Consider the following 21,596-nt stretch of genomic DNA (forward strand, 5'->3'; position numbering starts at 1 on the left):
ACCTCATTTATGGAGATTTTTACCTCATGAAGAAACAACGATTCAAACGTTCCCAGCAACCCGCGCCGACGCCGCCCGGCCAGGTGGCGCCGGCCTCATCCGTGGAGGCGTTCGCCTTTGGCGATCCAACGCCAGTGCTGGATCATGCCGACATCATGGAAAGCCTGGAGTGCTGGCTCAATGGCCGCTGGTACGAACCGCCAGTCAGCTGGCAAGGTCTGGCGAAGTCGTTTAACTCCAGTGTCCACCACAGCAGCGCTATCCACTTCAAGGCCAACATCCTGACGTCGACCTTTGTGCCGCACAAATGTCTGTCGCGGGATGCCTTCAAACGGTTCACGCTGGATTTCCTGACTTTCGGCAATGCCTACCTGGAGAAGCGCGCCAGCCGCACCGGGCAGATCCTCCAGTTAAAGCACTCCCTGGCCAAGTACGTGCGGCGCGGCAAGGATCTCGACACCTATTACTTTGTGTCCGGCTGGCAGCAGGAACATGCGTTTGCCAAGGGCGCGGTATTCCACCTGATGGACCCGGATGTAAACCAGGAGGTCTACGGCTTGCCGCAATACCTGTCGGCCTTGCAGTCGGCCTGGCTCAATGAATCGGCCACGCTGTTCCGGCGCAAGTATTACAAGAACGGCTCTCACGCCGGCTTCATCCTGTACATGACCGACGCCGCCCAGGACATCAAGGACGTCGACAAGCTGCGCAATGCGCTGAAAGACAGCAAGGGGCCGGGCAACTTCCGCAACGTCTTCATGTACGCACCTGGCGGCAAGAAAGACGGCATCCAGATCCTGCCGGTGTCCGAGGTCGCGGCCAAGGACGAATTTTTTAACATCAAGGGCGTGACCCGCGACGACCTGCTGGCGGCGCATCGCGTGCCCCCGCAGTTGATGGGGATCATGCCGAGCAATGCCGGCGGCTTCGGCGCCGTCGAGCCGGCGGCCAAGGTGTTCGCCCGTAACGAACTGGTGCCGCTGCAATCGCATTTTTTAATGATTAACGAATGGCTGGGAGAAGAGATAGTGAAATTTAACGACTACAACTTAGAGAACATGGAAGGGAAGGCAGCATGAGTGACGTAGCAGACCGCGCCGAGTGGCGCATTGCCCAGGACATCAAGGCAGCCATGGCGCATGCGCGCCGTACGCCCAAGCCGGAGGCGGATGGGCATTGCCATTACTGTGATGATGATGTCGCCCATGGGGCGCTGTTCTGCAATACGGATTGCCGGGACGACTACCAGAAGGAACAGGAGGCGCTCAGGCGCGCCGGACGCTGACGGCATACCTGCCCCGCCGCCATGTTGTAACGGCGGTGTCTGCATCGATCTGAGCCGCCTTGCGCGGCTTTTTTAACGTCCTGATAATGCCGTCTTGTCATGGAAAAGACGCCGGCTGCGGCTTTTAAAATCCAGTCCCCCACCCGCCTGGAGGCTTCGTTAAAGGCACTCCTTTTAACGCAGTTCGCCAAAACGCTGAACTTCGGCGTCACGCGGGGTTCGAGGGCAAATCGGCGGCATCGCCGTGACGCAAAATGACGCACTTTGTATGGGATTTTTGGCGCTTTGGGAGGGTTACAGCAAATTCGGCACGGAAAACCGTTTTTTTTCTTTGTGACGATCTAGGTTCTTTTGCTTATCCTGGTCAATCAGGCGGCACTCAGGACACCATGAACCTTGTTTGACGCTTGCCGGGTTCGCTTCCCAGCGATAGCCGGCTATGCATTGCCATTCCAGCGCTGTGTATAAATCTACATACAATATCGACAAGCAGCGCCCGCCATGCCGGGTGGCCCATTCCTGCATTTTTGTCATTCCCAGGCGCTTGCGGTCAAAGACACACTTGGCACACCATTGTTTTTTTTTGTTTCTTGGAATATTCAGCCAAACATGACCCGCCGCGCATTGCCATTGCATAGTGGTCGTTGAATTAACGTAGTCGGTGGACAAACAACGTCCTCCTCTGGAAACGACAATTGCCTGCATTTCCTCTATGCTGCTGCGTTTTCGGTCATGACTACATTGCGGACACCACGTGCCGGAAGCAATTTTCCCGCTTCCAGATTTCCATATATGCCCCTCCGCGCAACGCCAGCGCGCCGGCGTCTTATTGTTGCGGTAAGTCTCTTCCAGATACTCGCCGCCCCGATCTTTGGCGAGTCGTTGCACGCGCTCCAAACTCCCGTTCCGCTCCCTTGCGCATTCAGGACACCAGCGCCCATTCTTAATGTGATGAGGAACACAGGACCATTGATGCTGCTTGGCGCACTGCCAGAGCAGTGGTGTCTTGGTGTTAATGTAGCTGGTCGACAAACACAGTCCGCCGCGTTGCTGGGCACGCCGCTGCATTTCTTCAATTGTGAGTCGTGTATTGCTTTGTTTTGCGGGCAACTCGACTTCAAGTGGTTTGATGCTGGTCATTCGGAATATTGTATTAACCGCGACCACTGTTCGGCATAGTGGAAATCAGCGATGCACCACAAGTGGTCTTGTGTCCGTCAAAAGCGACAGGGATCCCGTCGATCAACACCTCGGGGTCGCCTTCAGCAATAAAGCAGACTTGATGGCCTGGGACTGGGCAGATGCACCGATCCCCCTTGCGCGCCACTTGACGATCCATCACCTTGCTGTTCGGCGCAGCCGAGACCACCATGCCGCCGTGGCTGGTGGGGTCGTTCAAACGGATAACACCGCGCATATACAATTCTCCCGATCAATACAATTGACGCGACGTTACTTGGAATAGCCTTGGGAGCCGGCACGGGCATCATGGCGAATACCCCACCATGGTAAAAACGCATTGCCCTCGCCACGGGCACGAAACCACGGTTTGTCAGAATCGATAGGACGCACTATCGCCGGTGGCACAACCAACACGGCAGTAGGATGCGCAGCATCGCTGGTGCCGGCCACCAGTACATTCTTGCCAAAGTGATTAGCGTAAGCGATGCCGAGAGCGACGTTGGTCAACGCGGTGCCAGCCCCCATTTCCCCTAGCAATGCCGGCGTATTGAATGACTGCTTCTTGAAGTCGAATTCGACCAACTCCGTGCTGAGCGTGTGCGCCAGGTTCGCGATACGGTCCCCGGAATCAGGATGCACAGCATTGGCGTCGTGGATCACATAACCGATGTCGGTATCTTGTTTTCCTGCGTTGTGGGTAGCAGCGTCCATCGTTGCTTTCCATGCCTGGACAACGCGGGGTGGCTTGCCCTTCTCTGCATTGAAATCAGTTACAGCCTTGGTGGCCGGATAACCAACCCAGGCCAAGGCTGCGCGCTCAGTGTTGTAACCGGGACCGGCTAAAATCAGCAGCACCATGTTTTCGTTGATCTGTTCATCTTTTGGCGGATAACTTGGTGCGTCCCAATTCATGACCCAGACGGTTTCGGCCGGGTGCGTCTGCAAATAGTCCAGTGCCGCTGTCAACGAAGTAAAGCCAGCGTTCGGTCCACCCATCGTAACGTGTACATCAGGTGGCGTGTTACGTGTCCAGACCGTTGGGAAATTGACGTTTCCGATGTCAAACGTATCGACAATAGTGTCTCGGGTGTAATTGGCAGCTTCGACCGGATCAAGCTTTCCGGTCGGGAGGGCATATTCCACATGGATACCAGCAAGCTCGCGCCACGACTTCTTGTCTTCAACCGAGTGTACATTGTAAAAATAACGTGAATCGGCGCCGTAGTTATCATGAAATTGGGATATCAGCTCAGTAATATATTTATGGTGATAACCCTTGAAGGTTTCTTTTCCACTATTACCTGAAGCAATCATGCCAATGGATTGCAGCGTACTAAATTTTTTTGGCTCCGTTTTCACCATATCGTCGTTCTTGTTTGGCTGCGCCAAGCCCAATGTCCACAAAAGTTGCCATTCAGTGGGATAGTCGCGCCGCTGCAGCGGGTTGAGCCATTGCACGCCAACGACCTGGGCCACAAACGGCTTGGAAGATTCAGTGGCGACTGGGGCGGCAGCGTTTGCCGTAGCAATAATTGGTGTCCCCGCAAACGCAGTCAGTAGTCCCAGCGCAGCTGTAGCTGCGAGAGTGGGTAGAGCAAGGAAACGAATCATAAGTTCTCCAACAGATATAGATTGCGGCGTGCTGGCATTGGCGCGGCCGGTAAACCAGAGCGCGATACTAAACACGAGAAAAAAAGCTAAGACAGCCCAAACCAGACGTTGGTTGCGGGAAGCGATTAAGGTATTCAATGGTGCTCCCTAGGCTGTGGCGCTGGTTTCGATTCGGGTGGGTCTTTTCGTCGGTCGACAATCTTTATGGGTATGCTTCCATTGAGGTCACCATCGCCTGCATGGTTTGCCCATTTGAGCGCGGACGTTTTCTGAAATTCGCCTTTGATGAAGTATTCAAGAAATATCTTGTTAGAGTCGGCGTCATCCAATCCATTGAGAAATCTCCAGTCTGCGGCGATTCTCAAATTGTGCAAATCCGTTTCCCGTATATCACAGCAGCCAATCGCTACATCATAAGCGAGTGCCTTTTCGGCATGCATGCTGTTGGTCATGATCGTTGAATGATTGGTGGCATGAGTATCCAGATTGAGTGCCAAGGTTTCCCTGATCTGCTTTTTACGCCAGTCGGTATATTCCGCGCTTGCGCTTCCCGGATCGTCCTCTGCAGTCACCGGATCGCCGTTCTTGTACATGCCTTCGCGCTTGGCTTTCATGCGCAATAGTGCATGATACTCATAACGCAAGGACGCTTCACTATCAACATCACCCTTGGCTGCGTCATTGGCATCTCTAGGATCTGTCGTACCCTCGGTATGTTTTGCATTGATATCATGGTCGCCCGCAAAAGGATCGTCAGGGTCTTGTACTCGCTTTGCATCGCGCGACTGGCCTGGGGCATCGAAACTTTGATTAAATTTCAGCGTTGTCGTGCCGAATCGCTTCGCCTCTGGCTTAAATGCGGATTTAGCATCTTCTGCCAATGGCGGGGCTTCCAGTGGGATTGTCCAATCTTTTGGCGGAAACCCATTGATGCTCATCCCCATGAGTTTTGTTACAACGATCATCAACGGAGCGAAAGTGACAGTCATAATCTTACCGACAGTGCTTTCGTTTGCCTCAATCCCCTTGCTGACTGAATATTGCGCATCGGGTGAATGCGGAATCCAAAAATCCTTTTTGGACTGCGGCTTGTTGTATTGGTTGACCATATAGTTGTATTCCATCCGCTCCGGATCGCCAACTCCTATGTCTTGCGCGAATACACGCTGGGTGAATATTCCTGCGCCTTCGCAAGCATCAATTTCTATTTGTTCCAACCCACGCCAGCCCATACCTTGTACCGGAGTCGCTGAAATAACTTGGTCATGTGGATTACAATATAACGTGACACGCCCATAAGTCGATTCTTTGTAGCCGTATTTGGTTCTGTCCGCTTGGGCGGTAAAACCATGGCTCACATTCGCCATGCGCTGATCAATACGCACGACCTCCTGGTGTTTTTCCTTGCGTGCTCCAATGATTTTAAAAAAAGCCTTCAACGTATCCCTACGCGCAGTAAAAGTCTGGCGTCCCGTGTGGCCTTGGGGGTCCTTCATACCGCGTTGCCCCCAGCTTTCAGTGAAATTTCCATCCAACAGGCTGTAAGGAGGATTGCACAATACATAGTTATCGGCCACGCATGACGAGGACTTACCACAGCCATCGATGGCCAACGGCATTCTATCCCCAAGAAAAGCCGCTGCCATGCCGACCATATTGCCTTGACTGTGACAGACAATAGTGATCGGCACATCGGCCTGTTTTTCGCGCAAAGACTTCACGAGTTTCGCCAAGCGTAACGCCGCTAGTACATAGTACGGACGTGGCGGACAGGCATAAACATTACGATCATTGGTAGGATTCATGTGTTGCACATGTACCCAGAGAAACAACTCTTCTGACAAACCTTCGCCCCACAAATCGGGCAACGTGGTGCAGCCGTTCGCAAAAGGACCGCCGCCCCAGTAGTTTTTTTCGTTGACGTAAATACCTTTGCCGTATGTTTGTAATTCCTGCAGACTGGCTTTGTAACCCCATCTGAACCGAATCACCGGCGAGAAAGTGTCATCGTTCTTTATAAACGTATTGGATGTCAGGTTAGGATTCAGATAGCCATCGGGCGTCAACTCGGTCTCGTATTTGCTGGACGTCAACTGACCTGCCTCTGGGGTTGCAAAGAAAAGATGGTCATTCCCCCGCTTTATGCGGTTGTTGAGCCCAGCGCAGATACCGTCTTCCGACTCCGAATACCATTCGCCATCGGAATTCACTCCATGGACGAAGATCACGATGCCGGGCAACGGCAGTTTCATGATCACGTCCAAAGGATTACCGTCAAACAGTGTGACGCCAGATTTGCAGCCCAATTCCAAGTTCTGCGGATCATCCACAGGAGAAGGAGCTGCGACACTCTCCGGATTTGTAGAAATATCAGTCATCGCGCATCCCCAAATGTAATCGGTGACTGCAGTGTCATTAAATGAAATTTATTGAACATGGGTAGAATTCTCATGAACGTGGTGTGTAGAAAAATGCCTTAATTTGCTGTAGGCGGTCGGCATCAATTTTGCTGGCTTTGCCGTCGCTGCCGCTTTGGCCGCTGACAGGGCTATCGCCTGCACGTTCGACGTGCGCTTTCATACCTTCCACCGGTTTGCCGTCCATCGGACTCAACAGCCGTGGCGTGCGGTTCAGATCGCCCTGGTTAAACTTAGGCAATTCCGCAGGTGAGCTGGCAGGACCATTCCAGTTATGGCCGGCGGTCTTGACGGTCAACGCACCCGGCCCGCCGATTTCGGGCGTACCGCCTTTGAGTTTGATGTAGGCGCCACCGGTGGTCATGAGCGTGATCTCTTCCGCCATCAGGATCAGGTGCTTATTGGCGGTCACCTTGAGATCCTTGGCCGAATCGACCTGCATGTCGTCATGCTGGCTTTGCATGAGGAATTTGCCGTAGTGGGCGATCTGCACGATACCGTCCTTGTGCGAGAACAGGGAAATACCTTTGCCCGCGTTCAGATTGAAGCGCTGGCCGGCAGTGAACTGCATGTGCTGCTGCGCCACCGAATCAATGTTCTTGCCGCCATAGCTGACAATGGTTTTAGGTGTGCTGATGGCGATGCCTTCCGGCGCCGTGACGCTGATGGTCGGCTTGCCGCCCTGGCCCTGCTGGTTGACGTTGCTGCCGGCGGAAGCGCTATTGATATCGTCCTTGAGCGCGCTCTGCGGCGAGTCATCCAGCGCCAGGCCCTGGTGTTCGGCGGCGTACTGGCCCAGCGATTTGAACAGGTCCAGGCAGTCTTGCATCAAGGCGACATGCTCTTCGTTGCTAAGTTGGTTGCCGCTGGCGTCGAGCCGTTTCCAGGCCGATATGAGCAAGGATTTGGCCGTTCTTAAACTGCCGCTTTCGTTACTCGTCAGCTCGAAGCCGTCGCCCCTGGGCGTGGTTTTCCCGTTGTTGCGTGGGTGCGTCAGGTAACCCAGGTTCAGCTGGCTCGACGCATGCTCACTACCTACCTGGACCGAGATCTGGGCCGGCGTGTCATCGAAGCGAACCTGGTTTATCCTGGTCCCTTTGATTTCCTTGCTGACAATACCGGACAGGTAGCGGTCACCAGGCAGGTTGCTGGTGCGGCTAAAACTCGGCGGCGGCGTCGGGCCACCATGCACGGCGCTGGTAATCACGATTTTATCCGGATCCCCGCCAATGAACGAAATTCTGCACTCGCTACCAACTCGCGGCAGAAAGATCGCACCGCCTCGGGCGAAGGCCGACGACGCAGCGACCCGCACCCAGACGGTGTCGAATTCGGTAATGTCTTCGCTGGCCGCCTGCGGGTTGGCGCGTTCTGTCGGCCGAATACCAGGGAGCCGAACCTTGACTCTTCCCAGCGAGTCGCAATGTACTTCTTCGCCCGGCGGGCCTACTACGATGACGGTCTGCGATTCGGTACGCGGTAAATCGATGCGCGGATCGTAGGCCGGCACAATGGCAATACCGCGTCGCACACAACTAAATTGATTGGTGTAGCGCGCATTGCGTTCGGCGTTGGCCTGGCCCAGCGTGGTCGCTCGGTCGCTGCTGTCGAAGCCCCAGCTGTTCAATGCAAACAGGCGCTTGGTACGTTCGCTCAGCGCGTGCGGGAGGTTGTTCTCCGCATCGACGCGCAGTTCGGTGATGATGAATTCGCGGTCCTTGGCGGGATGGCTGTCGATGCCATCGTGGCCGGTGACGGCGATCCATTGGCCTATGCAGAGGTCGCGCACGCCGCTTTCGCCCTGGAAGCATTTTGAGGCGTATTCGTGATGCTGCATGCGTAGCGTGCCGAGACTCTGGTAATCGGCGGCATTATCGCCAACATGTGGCGCGTCAATCTGAATATCTTCAATACCGGCAGCAAAACGATTGCCCAGCTTGCCCTGATTATTCATGCTCTGCATGGTGGCGCTGGTCAGGCGCGCTGTCTTGTAGTCCCAGCTCAGGCGCGTGAGATTGCCTGGCGTCAGGCTGCGCACGGCATGCCAGGCGGTGATACAGTCGCTGACCTCGGTACCGGCGTCGCGATGGTAACGCACGCTGCCAGCCTTGTTTTGCTCCAGCGTCCAGGCGTCGTCGAAGATGACCAACGTATGCGCCGGCGTCTTGTCGCTGCCGGCGGCGCTGGATTTTCCGGGCCGGATAAACCATGACAGGCCGCGTCGTTTCCACAAGCGGCGCAAGAAGGCCGCGTCCGACTCATTGCACTGATAAGTAAATTCTCGTTGCGGATAATTACCCTTCAACTTCCACAGCTCAAATTCAAACGCACGCGCCAGGACCGGATTGCTGTGGCGCCAGTTGTTCAAAATGATTTCGGTGATTTCGATTTCACTTTTCTTGTGGAAAATTCGGCTGTTGCAGCTTTTTTCCATGATGGCCAACGCATCGCGCACGATCAGCTGGTAACTGGCCAGTCCCCCATCTGCCTCACCGGCCACCACGCCATCCACGATGCCGCACACGGAGCGCAGGTCACCGGAATCGGTAACGAACTGCACTTCGACTGGCAGCGCCATGAATTCTTTGGTCGGCAGATTGGCCTGGGTGGACACGCACAGCAAGTGATATTCGATGCCGCCGCAGATGGTTTCCACACCGCGCACGTGCTGGACCAGCAACGCATCATCGACCACACTTTTTTCTTGCGACAGGCGCAGGCGGATTGGACGGTTGGCTTGGGTCAGGCCGGTGACTGCGCCGAGTAATGTGTTCGGATTCATCGCGCTCTTTTAAGTGGTTACGGAGGAAACGTAAAGATTTCTTTGTAAATCAGGAGCCGGCAAGTAAAGTATTTCCCGCGGGAAATTATGTATACCATTTTAGCAAACTTTATAGACATATTGGCATGCACATTGCAAACAATTGTGCCATAACAACATATTGCCGATATGTTAATGGTAGCATTAACGTAAACCTAAAATATAAACCGACAACTAAGGAGTCAATTGATCATGAGCACTAACCCCAGCCAAGATGCACCGAGCGGCAACACACTCAACGATCTCGTGACTTATGATCCCAATCACCTGCTTGATTCGTTGATTGAAAAATTGCACCTGAAAAACGATGCTGCGCTCTCGCGTGCGCTTGAAGTTGCGCCGCCAGTCATCAGCAAAATTCGCCATCGCCGATTGCCGGTTGGCGCATCACTATTAATTCGCATGCACGAAATTAGTGATCTTACGATTGGGGAGTTACGCGGCTTGATGGGGGATCGCCGTGCCAAATTCCGCATCAGCGACAAGCAATTCAAGCCGAAATAGAGCGAATTTCCAACCTATCGATGCGTAGGAGGTGCTTTCGCCACAAGTGAAAGCACCTGGACACGTTACCTCGATGAACATTTCCCCCGCATTTATAAAGTCGAGTTATACTTTTTAGCGATTGCAAAGCTCAACGCAGCACATTCCGCCAAAAATAGATGAAAACATCCCGCCTTATTGCCATTTCCAAACAGTTTGCCTCCTGGCAGCTGCGATGGCGTCCCTCGACTTAGTAAGGCCGTGGCACTGAAACCACACGTTGCCCCTATAATCTAGGGCTACTTGGCGTCGCCCGCGACATTCTTGCTCCAGCGCCTGAATAACAGGACAACATACCGGACAAGAAATTACAACGCGGGCAGCTTCACCCAATAAAATCAATGGGTTAGAACTAATATGCTGCTAATGATCGACAACTATGATTCCTTCACCTACAACCTGGTGCAATACTTCGGTGAACTCGGTGAAGATGTGCGGACCTACCGCAACGATGAAATTACGCTGGAACAGATCCAGGCGCTGAAACCGGACCGCATCTGTCTGTCGCCAGGCCCGTGCAGCCCGCGCGAAGCCGGGATTTGCGTCGACTTGCTGCAGCAGTTTGCCGGCAAGCTGCCGATCCTCGGCGTCTGCCTTGGCCACCAGGCCATCGGCGAAGCGTTCGGCGGCAAGGTGATCCGCGCGCAACAGGTCATGCATGGCAAGACCTCGCCGATTACCCATACCGGGGTCGGCGTGTTCAAGGATCTGCCTAGTCCGTTTACAGTGATCCGCTATCACTCGCTGGCGATCGAGCGCGCCTCGATTCCGGCTTGCCTGGAAATTACCGCCTGGACTGAAGACGGCGAAATCATGGGAGTGCGTCACAAGGACTACGATATCGAGGGTGTGCAGTTTCATCCGGAATCGATCTTGTCGGAACACGGCCATACGCTGCTGCGCAATTTTGTTCAGCGAACCGCCTGAACGCGCGGTAGCCGTATGCAGGCGTCAAACTAATTCCGGGTAAGGACATCATGCCAATCACAGACCAAGAAGCGCTGTTGCGCTGTATCGAGCATCGCGAAATTTTTCACGACGAAATGCTGTCGCTGTTCCGCCGCATCATGAAGGGCGAGATGTCGCCGCTGATGATTGCAGCGCTGACCATGGGTCTGCGCGTCAAAAAAGAAACCATCGGCGAAATCGCCGCCGCGGCGCAAGTCATGCGCGAGTTCGCCACACCCGTGCCTTGCCGCGACACCAGCAACCTGGTGGATATCGTCGGCACCGGCGGCGACGGCGCTCAGACTTTCAATATTTCCACCGCTTCGATGTTCGTTGCCGCCGCTGCCGGTGCGCGCGTGGCCAAACATGGCGGCCGCAGCGTCTCCTCGTCGTCCGGTAGCGCCGACGTGCTGGAATCGTTCGGCGCCAATATCAACCTGACGCCAGCGCAGGTAGCGCAATCGATAGAACAGACCGGCATCGGCTTCATGTTCGCGCCGAATCACCACGCAGCCATGAAGCATGCGGCGTCGGTGCGTAAAGAACTGGGTGTGCGCACCATTTTTAATATCCTGGGGCCGCTGACCAATCCGGCCGGTGCGCCAAATATCCTGATGGGCGTGTTCCACGCCGATCTGGTGGGGATCCAGGTGCGCGTATTGCAGCGCCTGGGTGCGCAACATGCAATCGTGGTCTGGGGCCGCGATAACATGGATGAAGTGTCGCTCGGCGCCGGCACCATGGTGGGTGAACTGGTCAACGGCGAAATCCGCGAGTATGAAATCCATCCCGAGGATTTCGGCCTGCAAATGATCGCCAGCCGCAACCTGAAAGTATCCAACTCAAGCGAGTCGAAGCAAAAAGTACTGGAAGCGCTGGAAGACCAGCCTGGCGCAGCGCGCGATATCGTCGCGATCAATGCCGGCACCGCCTTGTATGCGGCCGGTGTAACCAGTTCAATCGCCGACGGCCTGGAGAAAGCCCGTGCCGTAATCGCATCCGGCGCAGCCAAAGCCAAACTTGATCAGTTCGTGCAAGCCACGCAAACCATCGCCGCCGCCGGCTGATCGCAACAAACCGCAGTAAAGGAAGAATGCCATGTCTGATATCTTGAACAAAATTCTGGCCGTCAAAGCGGATGAAATCGCTGCGGCAAAAAAACAGCAAGACTTCGCCAGCCTGCGACGTGAAGTGGAATCGGACGCCGATGCGCGCGCCGGCTTGCGCGGATACGAAGCAGCCTTGCGTGCGAAAATTGCCGCAGGCAATGCCGGCGTGATCGCCGAAGTCAAGAAGGCTTCGCCATCCAAAGGCGTGATTCGCGCCGACTTCCGGCCGGCCGAGATTGCAGTCGACTACGCAGCGCATGGCGCCGCCTGTCTGTCTGTACTCACCGACATCAACTTCTTCCAAGGCGCGCCGGCTTATCTGCAACAAGCGCGTGCGGCATGCAGCTTGCCGGCGCTGCGCAAGGATTTCATGATCGATCCTTATCAGGTGTACCAAGCCCGCTCCTGGGGCGCCGACGCCATCTTGCTGATCGTCGCCGCATTGGACCACGGCCTGATGGCAGAGATGGAAGCGGTCGCCCATGAACTGGGGATGAGTGTGCTGGTGGAGGTGCACAGCAAGGAAGAACTGGATGCGGCCCTGAAGCTGAAGACCAATCTGCTTGGGATCAACAACCGCAATCTGCGCACTTTCGAGACATCGCTGCAATCCACGCTGGATCTGCTGCCGCATATCACGCCGGACAAGCTGATCGTCACCGAATCCGGCATCCACACCAAGGATGACGTCAAGCGCATGCGCGACGCCAATGTCCATGCCTTCCTGGTGGGCGAAGCGTTCATGCGCGCGGAACATCCAGGCGTTGAGCTCGCTCGCCTGTTCAATAACTAACCGGCTTTTCTCGTGCCTTGGCCATAGCGCCAAGGCATGCAATCAAGACTTAGAGGCTGTTGCAAAATTAACCTGGCGTTGTTGCATCTCCTAGCCGTACTACTCGTACTGTTTTCGTCGGCGCGCCTAGCCATCTTAATTTTGCAACAGCCTCTTAGAATGCCGGAATCAAGGAACCCTTGAATTCTGTCTCAATGAATTTGCGCACGTCTTCTGACTGATATGCTTTTATCAGTTTTTTCACCCAAGGTTTGTCCTTGTCGTCCACCCGTGTGACGATCAGGTTGGCGTACGGTCCCTTGGCATCCTCCACCACAATCGCATCGCGCTGCAATGACAATCCCGCCTTCACCGCGTAATCGTTATTGACCGAAGCCGCAGCCAGGTCATCCAGCGAGCGCGGCAACTGCGCCGCATCCAGTTCTACCAGCTTGAGTTTCTTCGGATTCGAGATAACATCCAGCGGCGTCGCATTGACGCCGTTTTCAGCGACACCTGCCTTCAACTTGATCAGGCCGGATTTCTGCAGCAACAGCAGTGCGCGATTGCCGTTGGATGGATCGTTCTGGATGCCGATACTGGCGCCGATCGGCAACTGGTCGACATTTTTGTATTTCTTCGAATAAATCCCCAGCGGCGCGGTGATGGTCAGGGCGACCGGGACGATCTTGTAGCCGCGCGCCTTGATCTGGCTATCCAGGAAAGGCTTGTGCTGGAACGCGTTGGCATCGAGATCGCCTGCCGCCAGCGCTTCGTTCGGCTGCAAGTAATCGCTAAAAGTGATCAGCTGGATTTCCAATCCATCGCGCGCCGCCACTTTCTTGACCACTTCAAACGTCTGCTCGGCATTGCCCACCGAAACGCCGACCTTGATCCTCGTCTTGTCCTGCGCATGCGCCATGTTGATGCCGGCGGCCAGCAATAAAATCGGTAAGGTCTTGAGGATCAGGCGACGCATTGTTTCTCCGTGGCGGTGTGTTGACAATAAAGTGAATGACAATATTCACATAGTCGTCGCCATTCGCGAAGGAACGATTTTGCATGTCGATATATCTCAATTACTTATTGATTGAGATTCATTCTTGTTTTATTCATATAATAAGCTTGCCGATCAAGCAAGCCATACCGCCGCTTACGGGTTCTCAGCAACACGAAAAATGACGACCGAAGTACTTTTGGAGGTTTTTGATGCGCACTATATACAAGGTGGTTACGGCCACATGTTTCAGCTTGTCCCTAATCAGTGGAGGTGCAATGGCAGCCGACCCGCCCAAGCAATATTCAGTACGCGATTTCTTTCGGAATCCTGAACAAGCCAGCTTCCAGCTATCCCCCAACGGCAAATACGTCAGCTTCATGCAACCGTGGGAAGGACGCATGAATATCTTCATCCGCACCGTCGGCTCGGATGCGGCGCCGCTGCGCATCACCTCCGAAAAGGCGCGCGATATCAGCGGCTATTTCTGGAAGGGCGACGATCACATCCTGTTTGCCAAGGACTTTGGCGGCGACGAGAATTTTCACGTGGTCTCGGTCGGGCGCGACGGCAAGGATCTGAAAGACCTGACGCCCTATCCCAAGGTGCGCGCACAGATCATCGACGACCTGAAGGACGACAAGGATGAGATCCTGGTCAGCCACAACAAGCGCAATGCGGAAATATTCGATGTCTACCGGATCAACGTCAAGACCGGCGCCGAAAAGCTGGTAGCGAAAAACCCCGGCACGATCCAGTCGTGGATTACCGATCACGATGGCAAGGTGCGGGCGGCGACCACGTCGGATGGCGTCAACACCAGCCTGCTGTACCGCGCCACCGAGAGCGCGCCGTTCAAGACCATCCTGACTACCTCGTTCAAGGATTCTGTCAGTCCGCTCTTCTTTACCTTCGATAACAAAAAGCTGTATGTCTCGTCGAACCTGGGCCGCGACAAGCAGGCGATCGTGATTTTCAATCCAGAAACCGCCAAGGAAGAACAGGTGCTGTATGAAAATCCTGAGGTCGACGTCGACGGTCTTTCCTATTCGAGGAAACGCAAGGTCCTGACAGAAATCAGCTACACCACCTGGAAACCCGAATATAAATTCCTCGATCCTGAAACCGAAGCCTTGCACAAAACCTTGCAGGAAAAGCTGCCCGGCTACGAAGTCCTCACGCAATCGCATACCAAGGACGAATCGAAGTGGATCGTGGCGGCCTATAACGACCGCACCCAAGGCAGCCGCTATCTGTTCGACAGCAAGACCGGCAGCCTGACCAAGCTGGCCGACATCAATCCCGCCATCGCCGAAAAGGATATGGCTGAGATGAAGCCGGTGCAGTACAAGGCCCGCGACGGCTTGCTCATCAATGGTTACCTGACCCTGCCGCTCGGTAAAGATCCCAAGAACCTGCCGGTGATCATCAACCCGCACGGTGGCCCGTGGGCGCGCGATGTCTGGGGCTACAACCCGGAAGTGCAGCTGCTTGCCAACCGTGGTTACGCGGTGCTGCAGATCAATTACCGCGGCTCGACCGGCTATGGCCGCAAGTTCTGGGAAGCGTCGTTCAAGCAATGGGGCAAGACCATGCAGGATGACCTCACCGATGGCGTCCAGTGGCTGGTCACGCAAAGCATCGCCGATCCTAAGCGGGTGGCGATCTATGGCGGCTCCTACGGTGGCTATGCTACGCTGGCTGGCGTTACCTTCACGCCGGATCTGTACGCGGCGGCGGTCGACTATGTCGGCGTCTCCAACCTGTTCACCTTCATGAATACCATCCCGCCGTACTGGAAACCGTTCCTCGACCAGATGCATGAGATGGTCGGTGATCCGGAGAAAGACAAGGCTTTGCTGAGCTCGGCGTCGCCGGCCCTGCATACCGACCGCATCAAGGCGCCGCTGTTCGTTGCGCAAGGCGCCAACGATCCGCGCGTCAACAAGGCGGAATCGGACCAGATTGTGGAAAGCCTGCGCAAGCGCGGCGTGCCGGTGGAGTACATGGTGAAGGACAATGAAGGCCACGGCTTCCACAACGAAGAAAACCGCTTTGATTTTTATACTGCAATGGAAGGCTTCTTAGCCAAGCATCTGGCGCCGCAATAAAGATCTCGGCACAGCTTTGATACAGGAATAGCGGGCACCGGCAACGGTTGCCCGCTTTTTTATGGCCGACACCAAGGTAACAATCAAAGCGCATCAGCTTTCCTCGTATAAACACATATCCCGCCGGTGTTTAGATACTGTTTCTCGGCAAATGCCTATTTGTTATAGGTCGAATCACAAAAGTTTAGTACGTTTACTAAACAATTAATAAGACTATATGTTAAATAAATCCTTATATATCAGTTAGTTATGTTTATTTATTTTTCAAAAAATTTGTACATTTAGATTTTTTACTATACATTGATACTCACAAAAACATTCTTGAGTTCCGGCGACATAAACCGCAGCAAGCTGCCGCGTCGTCAGCCAGCTCTCAAGTCAATGCGTGCGCCGCTGGCAGCATGCAAATAAGGAGGAGAGAATGAGAGCAACGATTCGCGATATCGCCCTGGCTGCCAACGTCTCGATTGGCACCGTGTCGCGCGCCTTGAAGAAGCAATCGGGGCTGACCGAGCAGACCCGCATCCACGTACAAAAAATTGCGAGCCAGCTCGGCTACAACGAATCCAATCTGCGTCAGGGAAAAATCCGCCGCCTGACTTTCCTGCTGCATCGACAGCATAATAATTTTGTCGCCAGCCCGTTTTTCTCGCATGTGCTGCACGGCGTGGAAACCGCCTGCCGCGAGCGCAGCATCGTGCCGACCGTACTGTCGATCGGCCCTGCCGACAATGTGATGGAGCAGATCCGCCTGCACGAGCCCGATGCGCTGGCGGTGGCCGGCTTCATGGAACCGGAAGTGCTGGAATGGCTGACGGAAACCGGCAAGCCGGTGGTGCTGATCGACTTGTGGGCGCCCGGCTTCCGCTCGGTCAATATTGATAACCTCGGCGGCGCGCTGGCCGCGACCCGCCATCTGATGGATCTCGGCCGCAAGCGGCTGGCCTTCATTTCCGGTCCGCTGTCCCACTACAGTATTGCGCAACGCGGGCTCGGCTACCGCCAGGCCTTGTTCGAGGCCGGCCGCCTGTTCGACCCGCGGCTGGAAATCACCCTGCAGCCAGGTCCGGAGCTGCATCTGCAGGCAGCTGCAGCGATCCAGACCTTGCAGCAATCGGGCCAACTGCCTGACGCCATATTTTGCTACAACGACGCCGCCGCGCTCACCGTCATGAGCGTTTGCCAGGCGCGCGGCTTGCGGATTCCGGAGGATATTGCAATTGTCGGCTTCGACAATATCGACGGTGCCACCAGCGCCACGCCGCCGCTCACCACGCTTGGTGTCGATAAGGAGGCGTTGGGACGGATGGGCATCAAATTATTGCTGGAAGACGCCCCGGCACAAACCGAAGTGACGCTGCCGGTGGATTTGATCCAGCGCGCCAGCACGCTTGGCAACTGAGCCGACCACACCATGAACATGCTCGAACTGACCGCAATGCCAAAAGACGAATTTCGCAATCCCTCGTTCCTGTTGCAACACGTGCGCGACACCATGCACTTCTATCATCCGGCGGCAATCGACGCCTCGGGTGGCTTCTATCATTTTTTCAAAGACGACGGCAGCGTCTACGACAGCGAGACCCGGCATCTGGTCAGCAGCACCCGCTTCATCTTCAACTATGCGATGGCTTACCGCCAGTTCGGCGATCCAGCTTATCTGGATGCAGTGAGCCACGGCGTGAAATTTCTGCGCGACGTGCATTGGGATCCGCAACTGAAAGGCTACGACTGGACTCTGTCGTGGAAAGACGGTCGCAAGCAGGTCACCGATCCGACCCGACATTGCTATGGCCTGGCGTTTGTGCTGCTGGCTTATGCACATGCCGCGATGGCAGGGGTATCCGGCGCGGAAAAATGGCTGTACGAGACCTATGATTTGCTGGAGCAGCACTTCTGGGAGCCGCATGCCGGCTTGTATGCAGACGAGGCCAGCGCCGACTGGCAAGTACAGTCGTATCGCGGCCAGAACGCCAACATGCACATGACCGAAGCTTTGCTGGCGGCCTATGAAGCGAGCGGCGATACGCTGTTCCTGGACCGCGCCGAAGCCGTGGCGCGCCATATCACCGTGCGCCAGGCTGCGCTGAGCAACAACCTGATCTGGGAACACTATCACCCCGACTGGTCGGTCGACTGGAACTACAACAAGGAAGACAGCAGCAACATTTTCCGTCCGTGGGGCTTCCAGCCCGGCCATCATACCGAGTGGGCCAAGCTGCTGCTGATCCTGGAACGGCACCGCCCGCTGGAGTGGCTGCTGCCGCGCGCGATCGAACTGTTCGACGCCGGACTCGATGCAGCCTGGGACATGGAATGCGGCGGCATCTACTACGGCTTTGCGCCGGACGGCGTGATCTGCGACCAGGACAAGTATTTCTGGGTGCAGGCGGAGAGTTTCGCCGCCGCCGCGCTGCTCGCCAAACGCACCGGCAAGAACCGCTTCTGGGACTGGTACGACCATATCTGGCAATACAGCTGGCGGCATTTTGTCGATCATCAGTACGGCGCCTGGTTCCGCATCCTGACGCGCGACAACCGCAAGTACAGCGACGAAAAGAGCCCGGCCGGCAAGACCGACTATCACACCATGGGCGCCTGCTATGAAGTGCTGGGCGCCTTGTCCGCTGAACCGAAATGATGAATCTCATGCCGCAAACAGGATCTCCGCAGTTCGTCTCCGCCGGCGACATCCTCACCGACCTGATCCGCGTCGATGACCGGCATTGGGCGGCGCAAGCCGGCGGCGGCGTCTGCGACGCATCGATCAGCGGCTTGCCTATTCAGTCTCATGCGCCATTCGCACCGCAGCTGGGCAGAACATCTCAACTTTGCCGTAGCAGTGGCGGCTGCATCCTGTCGCCGGCAAGGCGCTTACGCGCCGATGCTGGACGAAGTGGAGCAGCTGCTGATTCACAACCCGTCGAACGTATCGACCACATGTCTCTACTAAAGATCCCTTAGCACGCGGCGCCGTTCCGGCCCGCCCTGTCGCCAATCAGTTTTCCGATTTGGCAACGCCGGCAACGAACAACATCGAATTGCATACGTAATTCGTAGTGGGTAGGTGTATCCGATTACTTTGCACAAGCAGGTAACGATTATAAGGAGGAACGATGAATACGCAGTCATTCAGGAAGCTTGCTATTGGTGTTCTCGCCGCCATGTTGTTCGGCTGCGGCGACGGTTCAAACGGTCTGGATGGCGCGACAGGAAGCGCCGGAGCATCCGGCGCAAATGGCGCCGCCGGGGCTGCCGGTGTTAACGGCGTTCCCGGCCAGCCTGGTGCTGCCGGCGCAACGGGGCCGGCCGGTCTGCCTGGCGTTCCAGGAACCGGCACCACGCCACCGGTCACCGAGGTTGACGCCAATCAGCTCAAGCCGCTGCCCGAACTGGCGCTGACCAAATACATCAATCCGTTTCTCGGCACCAAGCAACAACCCGGCGGCACCCATCCCGGCAACACCAGCCCGGCCGCAACCCTGCCGTTCGGCATGGTGTCGTTCGGGCCGGATACCGACATCGATCATGAGTACTATTCCAGCGGCTCCGGTTATAACTACGACAGCAACATGATCAATTATTTCAGCATGACCCGCATCAGCGGCCCCGGCTGCCGCAGCGGCGGCACCTTACCGATCATGCCGACCATGCTGACCAGCCAGCTCACCAGCAACAGCAACCTGGTCATGCGCCAGAGCACCACCACTTTCGATCACAAGGATGAAAGCGCAACGCCAGGCTATTACAAGGTCAAGACCAAGGATGGCATCGTCACGGAATTGACGGCGACAGCCCGCAGCGGCTTTGCTCGCTTTACCTATCCGGACAAGACCAAGGCGATCCTGGTGATCGATGCGACCCAGAACAACTCGATGACTGGCGTCAACGCCCAGATCTGGCAAGATCCGGCCGATGCCAACGGCTTCTACGGCAAGACCACCAATAAGTTCAATTGCGGCGGCAGCTACGATGTGTATTTCTACATCCAGTCCGGCTCCGCCTATGCCAATGCGCCGCGCTTCATCAACAATACCGGCACCTTGATCCTGAATTTCGATCTGTCCAAATCCGCAGGCAGCAGCGCGGCGGTCAAGATCGGCCTGTCCTATGTCAGCCCGGCCAATGCCCTGCGCAACCTGAAAAAAGAAAACACCGGCTTTGACTTCGATAAAACAAAAAGCAAGGCGGACGCCGCATGGAACACCCGCCTCAATACTATCCAGGTGGATGCAGCCGGCGCCAGCAATGACTCCCTGACACAGTTCTATACAGCGTTCTACCACGCCATGTCCGGCCCGACCTTGTTCAGCGATGTGGACGGCAGCTACATCGGCCTGGACAAGCAGCGTCACCAGACCGATACCTACAAGGACAAGAATGGTGTGCTGGTGCGCAGAAACCACTACACCACCTTCTCCATCTGGGATACCTACCGCTCGCTCGGCGCCATGCAGGCCTGGCTGTTCCGCGACGAAGCGGCAGACATGGCGCAATCGCTGGTGAACGACGCCATACAATGCGGCGCCTTCCCGCACTGGGCTGACGCCAATGTCGATGATGTACCGATGGAAGGCGACCATGCGCCGATGCTGCTGGCCAGCCTGCAAGCCTTCGGCGCCACCAGGTTCGACAGCGCCACCGCCCTGACGTATATGCGGCGCGCCGCGTTCGGCCCTACACCAGACTGGCCGCAATGGCCGGCATGCAATGGCAATCCAGCTTTTGGCAGAAACGTGGCGGGCACCGCACAAGGCAATATGCCGGATTACCTGAAGCTGGGTTATGTCGCTGAAGGCAGCGACGCCAGCGGCATTCATACCGGCTCGATCACCATCGAAGGCGCCAATCGCGATTTCGCCATCGGCCGCTTCATCGACAACCTGGACCAAAGCAACGTCAGCGCCGACGACAAGAAAAATGCGAGCACCCTGCTGTTGCGCGGTGAAAACTGGAAAAATATTTTCAAGCCCGACACCAAGGTCATGGCGGTCAAGGACCTGGCCGGCAACTGGGCAACGCCGTCACAAGACGATGGTTACCACGAAGGCACGGCGGCGCAATATCTGTGGGCGATTCCGCACGACCTCGGCAAGATCGTCACTGCGCTGGGTGGCAACGCTGCTGCGATAACACGATTGGATACCTTGTTTTCCATCACCGCCAAGCCAGGCACGCCATCGGGATTGGCCATCGATTCCGGCAGGTTGAACGGTGGTGAAAACTCCAATGATTTCTACATGGGCAATGAACCCGGCTTCGCTTCACCGTGGGCCTATAACTGGACCGGCACGCCTTCGCGCGCACAGTTCGTGCTGCCGCAAATCATGGCAGCCACTTTCTCCAACAAACCCGAAGGCTTGCCGGGCAATGACGACGTCGGCGCAACTTCAGGCTGGTATGTGTGGGCATCGCTTGGACTGTATCCGATGATCCCGGGCGTGCCCGGACTAACCCTGGCGACGCCGCAATTCTCCAACGTCACGATCCAGCTGGCCGACGGCAAACGGCTGGTCATCAAGCGCGACAAGAGCGCCGCGTTTGTCAAAGCCCTGAAGGTGAATGGCAAGGATTGGCCCAGCACCTGGCTGCCTCTGAGCCAAGTACAGGCCGGCGGCACGTTGGACTTCAGCGTCGCCGACAAGCCGACCACTTGGGGACAGGCAAGCACGCCGCCATCGGGCGCCAGCGGTAATTTCTCTCAGACTCCCTGACCTGATGTAAGAAATGCGAATCGGCCATGCGGCCGGTTCGCTGGCGTTCGCCTGCTGCTGGCGCGGATTGCGTTCGTCTTTGTCAA

General features: G+C 55.9%; 16 protein-coding genes and 1 pseudogene. 11 read left to right on the forward strand and 6 right to left on the reverse strand.

Annotated features, from left to right (window positions below):
• Positions 1 to 26 precede the first annotated feature (26 nt).
• Both ABI171_RS23180 and ABI171_RS23185 read left to right on the forward strand, forming a co-directional pair.
• Positions 27 to 1,079: a phage portal protein gene (locus ABI171_RS23180; RefSeq protein WP_348094909.1), complete on the forward strand. Its 1,053-nt coding sequence runs from the start codon at positions 27 to 29 to the stop codon at positions 1,077 to 1,079.
• Entirely contained in the window at positions 1,076 to 1,285 is a 210-nt protein-coding gene (locus ABI171_RS23185; protein WP_348094910.1) for a hypothetical protein, read from the forward strand. Before ABI171_RS23180 ends, ABI171_RS23185 begins: the two co-directional genes overlap by 4 nt.
• A 294-nt stretch (positions 1,286 to 1,579) precedes the next feature.
• Here the strand turns inward: ABI171_RS23185 and ABI171_RS23190 are convergent, their stop codons facing one another.
• The 5 genes from ABI171_RS23190 to ABI171_RS23210 form a co-directional block, all read right to left on the reverse strand.
• A complete protein-coding gene (locus ABI171_RS23190) occupies positions 1,580 to 2,425 on the reverse strand; it encodes a hypothetical protein (RefSeq protein WP_348094911.1) in 846 nt (281 codons plus the stop codon).
• Positions 2,426 to 2,438: 13 nt separating this feature from the next.
• Entirely contained in the window at positions 2,439 to 2,702 is a 264-nt protein-coding gene (locus ABI171_RS23195; RefSeq protein WP_348094912.1) for a PAAR domain-containing protein, read from the reverse strand.
• 35 nt (positions 2,703 to 2,737) lie between these two features.
• Positions 2,738 to 4,216: a virulence factor gene (locus ABI171_RS23200; protein ID WP_348094913.1), complete on the reverse strand. Its 1,479-nt coding sequence runs from the start codon at positions 4,214 to 4,216 to the stop codon at positions 2,738 to 2,740.
• Positions 4,213 to 6,456 (reverse strand): hypothetical protein, encoded by a 2,244-nt coding sequence (locus ABI171_RS23205; protein ID WP_348094914.1) that lies wholly within the window; start codon positions 6,454 to 6,456, stop codon positions 4,213 to 4,215. The genes ABI171_RS23200 and ABI171_RS23205 overlap by 4 nt, the downstream gene beginning before the upstream one ends.
• A 70-nt stretch (positions 6,457 to 6,526) precedes the next feature.
• The gene (locus tag ABI171_RS23210) at positions 6,527 to 9,277 is read right to left on the reverse strand and encodes a type VI secretion system Vgr family protein (RefSeq protein ID WP_348094915.1); all 2,751 of its coding nucleotides are present in this window, start codon (positions 9,275 to 9,277) and stop codon (positions 6,527 to 6,529) included.
• Between the two features lie 231 nt (positions 9,278 to 9,508).
• On the opposite strand from ABI171_RS23210, the gene ABI171_RS23215 reads away from it, so the two are divergent.
• The 4 genes from ABI171_RS23215 (at position 9,509) to trpC (ending at position 12,709) form a co-directional block, all read left to right on the forward strand.
• Complete coding sequence (locus ABI171_RS23215) at positions 9,509 to 9,820, forward strand: hypothetical protein (protein WP_348094916.1); 312 nt, start codon at positions 9,509 to 9,511, stop codon at positions 9,818 to 9,820.
• A 396-nt stretch (positions 9,821 to 10,216) separates the two neighbouring features.
• Entirely contained in the window at positions 10,217 to 10,786 is a 570-nt protein-coding gene (locus tag ABI171_RS23220) for an aminodeoxychorismate/anthranilate synthase component II (RefSeq protein WP_348094917.1), read from the forward strand.
• Between the two features lie 50 nt (positions 10,787 to 10,836).
• On the forward strand, positions 10,837 to 11,874 hold the full coding sequence (gene trpD, locus ABI171_RS23225; RefSeq protein ID WP_348094918.1) for an anthranilate phosphoribosyltransferase: 1,038 nt from the start codon (positions 10,837 to 10,839) through the stop codon (positions 11,872 to 11,874).
• A 31-nt stretch (positions 11,875 to 11,905) separates the two neighbouring features.
• Positions 11,906 to 12,709, forward strand: coding sequence for an indole-3-glycerol phosphate synthase TrpC (gene trpC, locus ABI171_RS23230; protein WP_348094919.1), 804 nt, complete (start codon positions 11,906 to 11,908; stop codon positions 12,707 to 12,709).
• Positions 12,710 to 12,863: 154 nt separating this feature from the next.
• Here trpC and ABI171_RS23235 read toward each other — a convergent pair whose 3' ends face one another.
• Positions 12,864 to 13,610, reverse strand: a complete 747-nt coding sequence (locus ABI171_RS23235; protein ID WP_348094938.1) for a MetQ/NlpA family lipoprotein — start codon at positions 13,608 to 13,610, stop codon at positions 12,864 to 12,866.
• A 353-nt stretch (positions 13,611 to 13,963) separates the two neighbouring features.
• Here ABI171_RS23235 and ABI171_RS23240 point away from each other — a divergent pair, with 353 nt between their 5' ends.
• The 5 genes and pseudogenes from ABI171_RS23240 (at position 13,964) to ABI171_RS23260 (ending at position 21,510) form a co-directional block, all read left to right on the forward strand.
• Positions 13,964 to 15,796 carry a S9 family peptidase gene (locus ABI171_RS23240; protein WP_348094920.1) on the forward strand — a complete coding sequence of 611 codons (1,833 nt, stop codon included), beginning with the start codon at positions 13,964 to 13,966 and terminating at the stop codon, positions 15,794 to 15,796.
• A gap of 421 nt (positions 15,797 to 16,217) precedes the next feature.
• Positions 16,218 to 17,198, forward strand: coding sequence for a LacI family DNA-binding transcriptional regulator (locus ABI171_RS23245; RefSeq protein ID WP_348094921.1), 981 nt, complete (start codon positions 16,218 to 16,220; stop codon positions 17,196 to 17,198).
• Between the two features lie 12 nt (positions 17,199 to 17,210).
• On the forward strand, positions 17,211 to 18,437 hold the full coding sequence (locus ABI171_RS23250; protein WP_348094922.1) for an AGE family epimerase/isomerase: 1,227 nt from the start codon (positions 17,211 to 17,213) through the stop codon (positions 18,435 to 18,437).
• A gap of 116 nt (positions 18,438 to 18,553) precedes the next feature.
• Positions 18,554 to 18,749: pseudogene (locus ABI171_RS23255) on the forward strand (hypothetical protein); the annotation flags it as partial.
• Positions 18,750 to 18,912: 163 nt separating this feature from the next.
• Positions 18,913 to 21,510, forward strand: a complete 2,598-nt coding sequence (locus ABI171_RS23260; RefSeq protein WP_348094923.1) for a GH92 family glycosyl hydrolase — start codon at positions 18,913 to 18,915, stop codon at positions 21,508 to 21,510.
• The last annotated feature ends 86 nt before the right edge of the window (positions 21,511 to 21,596 follow it).

Origin of the sequence: Collimonas sp. (genome assembly GCF_039923675.1) — a bacterium.
In the GTDB taxonomy this organism is placed as follows: Bacteria; Pseudomonadota; Gammaproteobacteria; order Burkholderiales; family Burkholderiaceae_D; genus Collimonas.

Bases quoted from the DNA above. Each gene is read 5' to 3' on its own strand.
- ABI171_RS23240 (WP_348094920.1), top strand. From the start codon at position 13,964: ATGGCAGCCGACCCGCCCAAGCAATATTCAGTACGCGATTTCTTTCGG.
- ABI171_RS23260 (WP_348094923.1), top strand. From the start codon at position 18,913: ATGAATACGCAGTCATTCAGGAAGCTTGCTATTGGTGTTCTCGCCGCC.
- ABI171_RS23190 (WP_348094911.1), bottom strand. From the start codon at position 2,425: ATGACCAGCATCAAACCACTTGAAGTCGAGTTGCCCGCAAAACAAAGC.
- ABI171_RS23215 (WP_348094916.1), top strand. From the start codon at position 9,509: ATGAGCACTAACCCCAGCCAAGATGCACCGAGCGGCAACACACTCAAC.
- ABI171_RS23245 (WP_348094921.1), top strand. From the start codon at position 16,218: ATGAGAGCAACGATTCGCGATATCGCCCTGGCTGCCAACGTCTCGATT.
- ABI171_RS23185 (WP_348094910.1), top strand. From the start codon at position 1,076: ATGAGTGACGTAGCAGACCGCGCCGAGTGGCGCATTGCCCAGGACATC.
- ABI171_RS23205 (WP_348094914.1), bottom strand. From the start codon at position 6,456: ATGACTGATATTTCTACAAATCCGGAGAGTGTCGCAGCTCCTTCTCCT.
- ABI171_RS23180 (WP_348094909.1), top strand. From the start codon at position 27: ATGAAGAAACAACGATTCAAACGTTCCCAGCAACCCGCGCCGACGCCG.
- ABI171_RS23250 (WP_348094922.1), top strand. From the start codon at position 17,211: ATGAACATGCTCGAACTGACCGCAATGCCAAAAGACGAATTTCGCAAT.
- trpC (WP_348094919.1), top strand. From the start codon at position 11,906: ATGTCTGATATCTTGAACAAAATTCTGGCCGTCAAAGCGGATGAAATC.
- ABI171_RS23235 (WP_348094938.1), bottom strand. From the start codon at position 13,610: ATGGCGCATGCGCAGGACAAGACGAGGATCAAGGTCGGCGTTTCGGTG.
- trpD (WP_348094918.1), top strand. From the start codon at position 10,837: ATGCCAATCACAGACCAAGAAGCGCTGTTGCGCTGTATCGAGCATCGC.
- ABI171_RS23195 (WP_348094912.1), bottom strand. From the start codon at position 2,702: ATGCGCGGTGTTATCCGTTTGAACGACCCCACCAGCCACGGCGGCATG.
- ABI171_RS23210 (WP_348094915.1), bottom strand. From the start codon at position 9,277: ATGAATCCGAACACATTACTCGGCGCAGTCACCGGCCTGACCCAAGCC.
- ABI171_RS23220 (WP_348094917.1), top strand. From the start codon at position 10,217: ATGCTGCTAATGATCGACAACTATGATTCCTTCACCTACAACCTGGTG.